This is a genomic window from Microbacterium sp., assembly GCF_031178525.1.
Taxonomy (GTDB): domain Bacteria; phylum Actinomycetota; class Actinomycetes; order Actinomycetales; family Microbacteriaceae; genus Microbacterium.
Genome location: NZ_JAPSJA010000166.1, coordinates 1 through 5,376, shown reverse-complemented (window position 1 = coordinate 5,376; position 5,376 = coordinate 1). Strand labels below are relative to the sequence as shown.

General features: G+C 73.2%; 7 protein-coding genes. 5 read left to right on the top strand and 2 right to left on the bottom strand.

Annotation, left to right across the window (positions count from 1 at the left end; all coding sequences use genetic code 11):
• The 4 genes from prs to RIF89_RS10500 form a co-directional block, all read left to right on the top strand.
• A partial coding sequence (gene prs / locus RIF89_RS10515) for a ribose-phosphate diphosphokinase (RefSeq protein WP_309069061.1) occupies window positions 1-423 on the top strand: 423 nt, incomplete at its 5' end.
• 103 nt (window positions 424-526) lie between these two features.
• Complete coding sequence (locus RIF89_RS10510; RefSeq protein ID WP_309069060.1) at window positions 527-997, top strand: FMN-binding protein; 471 nt, start codon at window positions 527-529, stop codon at window positions 995-997.
• Between the two features lies 1 nt (window position 998).
• Window positions 999-1,859 carry an FAD:protein FMN transferase gene (locus RIF89_RS10505; RefSeq protein WP_309069059.1) on the top strand — a complete coding sequence of 287 codons (861 nt, stop codon included), beginning with the start codon at window positions 999-1,001 and terminating at the stop codon, window positions 1,857-1,859.
• Window positions 1,856-3,403, top strand: a complete 1,548-nt coding sequence (locus tag RIF89_RS10500; RefSeq protein ID WP_309069058.1) for an FAD-dependent oxidoreductase — start codon at window positions 1,856-1,858, stop codon at window positions 3,401-3,403. Before RIF89_RS10505 ends, RIF89_RS10500 begins: the two co-directional genes overlap by 4 nt.
• Window positions 3,404-3,479: 76 nt before the next feature.
• Here the strand turns inward: RIF89_RS10500 and RIF89_RS10495 are convergent, their stop codons facing one another.
• Window positions 3,480-3,905 carry a VOC family protein gene (locus RIF89_RS10495; RefSeq protein WP_309069057.1) on the bottom strand — a complete coding sequence of 142 codons (426 nt, stop codon included), beginning with the start codon at window positions 3,903-3,905 and terminating at the stop codon, window positions 3,480-3,482.
• Window positions 3,906-4,006: 101 nt separating this feature from the next.
• Here RIF89_RS10495 and RIF89_RS10490 point away from each other — a divergent pair, with 101 nt between their 5' ends.
• Complete coding sequence (locus RIF89_RS10490; protein ID WP_309069056.1) at window positions 4,007-4,981, top strand: WYL domain-containing protein; 975 nt, start codon at window positions 4,007-4,009, stop codon at window positions 4,979-4,981.
• On the opposite strand, the gene RIF89_RS10485 is transcribed toward RIF89_RS10490, so the two are convergent.
• A partial coding sequence (locus RIF89_RS10485; RefSeq protein WP_309069055.1) for an ATP-binding protein occupies window positions 4,982-5,376 on the bottom strand: 395 nt, incomplete at its 5' end.

The following is a 5,376-nucleotide window of genomic DNA, read 5'->3' as shown; positions in this document are numbered from 1 at the left end:
GACACGTGGGCCGACGAGTTCGGCGCGCCGCTGGCGATCATCCACAAGCGCCGCGACCCGAAGGTCGCCAACCAGGTCACCGTGCACGACATCGTGGGTGAGGTGCACGGCCGCACGTGTCTGCTGGTGGACGACATGATCGACACGGGCGGCACGATCGTGAAGGCCGCGAAGGCGCTCAAGGCCAACGGCGCCCGCAAGGTGATCGTCGCCGCCACGCACGCGATCTTCAGCGACCCCGCCGTCGAGCGGCTGCAGGATGCGTCGATCGACGAGGTCGTCGTGACCGACACCGTGCCGCTCGAGCAGGCGCGCCGGTTCGACACGCTCACGGTCCTCTCGGCCGCGCCGCTGCTCGCGCGCGCGATCAAGGAGGTCTTCGACGATGGATCCGTCACCAGCATGTTCGACGGGGCGGCGTAACCCATAGGAACCCCATAGGCACCACTCACCGCCTCCCGCACCGTCGCGGTTAGGTTTGTTTGCCTCACAGCCGCGATGCGCGGCACCGATGAAGGGGACCGACATGAACCGATCCGTACGCAGCGGCGCCGCCCTCACGGGAGTCGCGGCGATCGTCGCGCTCGCAGGATGCGGCGCGGTGACCGTCGGGGGCTCCGGAGATGCGGGCGCCGCTGACGACACGAACACGCCCGGCGCCGACGCAGGTGCGTCGGAGAACTCGGGGACGGGCGGGGCGGGCTACACGGACGGCACCTACACCGCCGACGGCACGTATCAGACGCCGGAGACGGTCGAGTCGGTCACCGTGACGGTAACGCTGGACGACGACGTCGTCACCGCCGTCGAGGTCACGGGCGACCCGCAGGCACGCGAGAGCGAGCAGTACCAGGGGCAGTTCATCGCGGGCATCGCGGACGAGGTCGTGGGCGTCGCGATCGACGATCTCGCGGTCGACCGCGTGGCGGGATCGTCTCTCACGAGCGGCGGCTTCAACCAGGCAATCGAGCAGATCAAGCTCGACGCGGCGGCCTGAGGTGGTCGCCGTATGGCGTTTCGACGCCATCGGCACCAGCTGGCGCGTCGACACCCCGCAGCCGCTGCCCGCACCGGTGCGCGCGCGGATCGGGCACGAGATCGAGCTGTTCGACGCCGCCTGGTCGCGGTTCCGACCGGATTCCCTCGTCTCGCGCCTCGCCGCGGGCGGGGGAGAGGCGGACGCGCCGCGCGACGCCGCGGAGATGCTCGATGCCTATCTCGAACTGGATCGCGCGACGGGCGGCGCGGTCAACCCGCTGGTCGGCGGGTCCCTCGAGCGGCTCGGGTATGACGCGTCGTACTCGTTCCGCCCGGGGACTCCTGTCGCGGCGCCCGGAGACTGGCGATCGCGGCTGTCCTGGGCCGGTGGGCGCCTGCGCCTGCGGGGGCGGGCGACGATCGACGTCGGCGCGCTCGGCAAAGGCCGCCTGGTGGACCTGGTCGCGGCGCTCGTTCCCGGCGAGGTCGTGGTGGATGCGGGCGGCGACCTGGCGGTGCGCGGTGAGTCCCAGCGCGTGGCGCTGGAGCATCCGTACGACCCGCGTCGCGCGATCGGGGTGGTGACGGTCTCGGAGGGCGCGCTGTGCGCATCGGCCGTCAACCGGCGCGCGTGGGGCGATGGCCTCCACCACGTGCTCGACGCCCGCACGGGTCTGCCCGTCCGCGCGGTGGCGGCCACGTGGGCGCTCGCCGAGACCGCGATGATCGCCGACGCGGCGGCGACCGCGCTGTTCTTCGACGGCGGACCGGCGTACGCGCACGCGCGCGGCGTGCACTGGGTGAGGATGCTGACCGACGGCCGGGCGGAGTGGTCGCTGGGATCGCGCATGGAACGAGGAGAAGCGGAGCTGTTCACATGACCGGACGCCCCACGGCGATGTATCAGCGCGGCATGCGGCAGCTGGGCAGGCTCTCGATGTACCGGCTCGTGCTGCTGGCGCTCGTGGCGCTCGGGGTGATCGCACTCGCGCTGTCGCTCGTCGAGCTCGTGCTGCCCACGCCGCTCGAGCTGATCGCGACGGCCGCGGTGCTCGTCGCGGTGGGATCGGCGGTCGACGCGACCGCCCACCGCATCCTGCGCCTCGTCTGGCGTCCCGAGTCCACGCTCATCACGGCGGGCATCCTGCTGTTCGTGATCCGTCCTGGGCTCGATGTGGCGACGCTCGCGGGCGCCGCGATCGCGGCGGCCGCCGCGTCGCTGTCGAAGTACCTCATCGCCTGGCGAGGCCGGCACATTCTGAACCCGGCGGCGGCCGGCGCGACCGTCGCCACGCTCGTCGGCCTCGGCGGCTCGGCGTGGTGGGTCGGCACGCCCGCGCTGTTCGCGCCGCTGCTGCTCGTGAGCGTGCTCGTGCTGTGGCGCACCGAGAAGCTGCGCGTCGTCGCTCTGTTCTTCGCGGTCGCCGTCGTGGTCGGGGCGGTCCGCACGATCGCGCAGCTCTCCGCGAGCGGCGCCTCGATGCCGCTGGAGACGCTGCTGCAGGGCGTGCTCGTCCAGTCGCCCTATCTCTTCCTCGGCGCGTTCATGCTGTCGGAGCCGCTCACCCTGCCGCCCCGACGGCGGCAGCAGTACCTGGTCGCGGTCGTCGTCGGCGTGCTCGCCGGCTGGCCGATCTCGCTCGGTGTCCTCACGCTCGGCCAGGAGCGCGCGCTGCTGATCGGCAACCTGATCGCCTTCGCATTCGCCGCACGCGGCGCCGTCCGGCTCACGTTCGAGCGGCGCTCGGCGCTCACCCCGACGGTGCAGGAGCTGACGTTCACGGCGAAGCGTCCTATCCGCTTCACCCCCGGTCAGTACCTCGAACTCGACGTGCCGCACCGGCGCGCCGACGCGCGGGGCACGCGCCGGGAGTTCTCGATCTCGTCCGCGCCCGAGGACCTGCCCACGATCCGGATCGCGTTCCGCGAGAGCCGCACGGGCACGGCCTCGAGCTACAAGCGCGCGCTCGCGTCTGCCGAGCCGGGCGCGGTGTTCGCCGTGACGGGCGTGTGGGGAGATTTCACGCTGCCGCGCCCGGAGCGCGGGCCCGTGCTCCTCGTGGCGGCCGGCATCGGCGTGACGCCGTTCGTGTCGCAGCTGCGCCACGACCGGCTGGCGGGCGAGCGCAGGGACGTCGTGCTGGTGTATGTCGCCTCGGGGGCCGAGGAACTGGCGTACCGCGACGAGCTCGAGGCCGCGGGCGTGCGCACGATCGTGTACACGCCCGACGATCCCCGCGACCTGCCTGCGCACTGGACGTGGGCGGGCGGCCAACGCCTCACCGCGGAGGGGCTGCTCCGTGCGGTGCCCGACCTCGGAAAGCGCCACACCTTCGTCTCCGGCCCGCCCGCCCTCATCGCCGCTCTCGCGCCGGCGCTCGGCAGGGCGAAGGGCCTGACGACCGACGCGTTCGCCGGCTACTGAGCCGGCGCCGGCCCGGGCAGCCGCCCAGGCGGCCGTTCCGGGCGGACGCGCGGCCCGGTGCCGAGCGCCGCGCGCGTCACGCGCCGGTCCACGGCACCTCGACGTCGAGCACCCAGGTCACGCCGAAGCGGTCGCGCAGCATCCCGTACAGCGGCGCCCAGCCGGAGGGCGCGAGTTCCGCGATGACCGTCGCGCTCTCCGAGAGCCGCGACCAGTAGCCGCGGATCTCGTCGGGCTCCGTCCCGCGCACCGAGACGAACACCGGGTTCACGCCGGGCTCGTACGCCGTGTGGCCGGGCACGTCGTAAGCCATGATCCGGAAGCCGTCCTGCGACGCGACCTGGCCCCACATGATCTGATCGGCCTCGGCCGGGGCGGTGACCGCCCGGGCGTCGGCGTAGGTGACGGCCGCGAGCTCGCCGCCGAACACGGAGCGGTAGAACTCCAGGGCCCCGCGCGCTTCGCCGCGGAAGTTGAGGTGGGTGGTGGTGTGGATCGCCATTGTCGGCTCCTTCGATCGATGCCCGCCCCCCTGGCGGGACCGTCCCACTCTCCGCGGGGTAGAGGTCAGCTCCTGTCCGCCACCTGACATACGCTCGCGACATGGCGAGAACGTCCCGGTTGCTGCTCCTCCTGTCGCTGCTGCAGGCGCGGCGGGACTGGCCCGGTACGGAGCTCGCCGCCCGGCTCGAGATCGCGCCCCGTACGCTCCGCCGTGACATCGATCGGCTTCGCGAGATGGGCTATCGCATCGACGCGACGAAGGGACCCTACGGCGGGTACCGGCTCGCTGCCGGATCCGAGCTGCCGCCCCTGTTGTTCGACGACGACCAGGCCGTCGCGATCGGGCTCGCGCTGCGCGTCGCGGCGGGATCCGGCGCCGACATCGCGGAGGCGTCGTCCCGCGCCCTCACCACCGTGCGACAGGTGATGCCCGATCGGCTGCGCCGGCGCATCGACGCCATCGCGTTCGCCCCCGTCCGCGACTCGACGGCCGAGCCCGTCGCACCCGTGCGCCCCGAGACGCTCGCGCTCCTGTCCGAGGCCGTGCGTGCGCGCCGGATCCTGCGGCTCGACGACGACAGCGCCGACCACGTCGATCCGCGCGCACCGCGCCGCGTGGAGCCGCACGCCCTCGTGACGTGGCGATCCCGCTGGTACCTGCTCGCGTGGGATGAGCGCAGCGAGGACTGGCGCGTGTTCCGAGCCGACCGCATGCGGCCGCGCACGTCGCTGGGGCCGCGGTTCACCCGGCGCCGCGTGCCGGGAGACGATGCCGCCGCGTTCGTCTCGGCGCGCTTCCGCGGATCGGTCTCGGGCGATGCGTGGCCCTGCGTCGGCACGGTGACGCTCGGTCTGCCGGCCCGCGAGGTGACGCCGTTCGCGGGCGACGGGACGGTGCTCGACCTCGGCGACGGGCGGTGCCGCCTGCGTTCGGGGTCGTGGTCATGGGCCGCACTCGCGGCGGCGCTCGGTCGGTTCGACGCGCCCATCACAGACGTCGAGCCCCGCGACCTCGCGGAGGCGTTCGCCGGGCAGGCCTCCCGCTTCGCACGGGCGGCCGCGAGCCCGTCCTGATCAGGCGGGGTCGACCGGCTTGGCCGGCAGGTTCACCTCGAAGGTGGTGTCGCCGGGCGAGCTGGTGACCGAGATCGTGCCGTGATGCGCCTCGACGATGGCCTTGACGATCGCAAGACCCAGACCCGTCCCGCCCGTCGCGCGGGCGCGGGAGCGGTCGCCGCGCGCGAAACGCGTGAAGAGCTCCGTCTGCAGCGCCGGGTCGATGCCCGGTCCGTCGTCGTGCACGCGCAGCACGCCGCGCGTGCCGCTGCCGGCACCCTCATGTCGCACGGACACGGTCACGGTGGTGCCCGCCGGCGTGTGCGTGCGCGCGTTCGCGAGCAGGTTCACGATCACCTGGTTGAGCCGGGCGGCGTCGCCCGCCACGATCACCGGATCCTCGGCCACGTCGA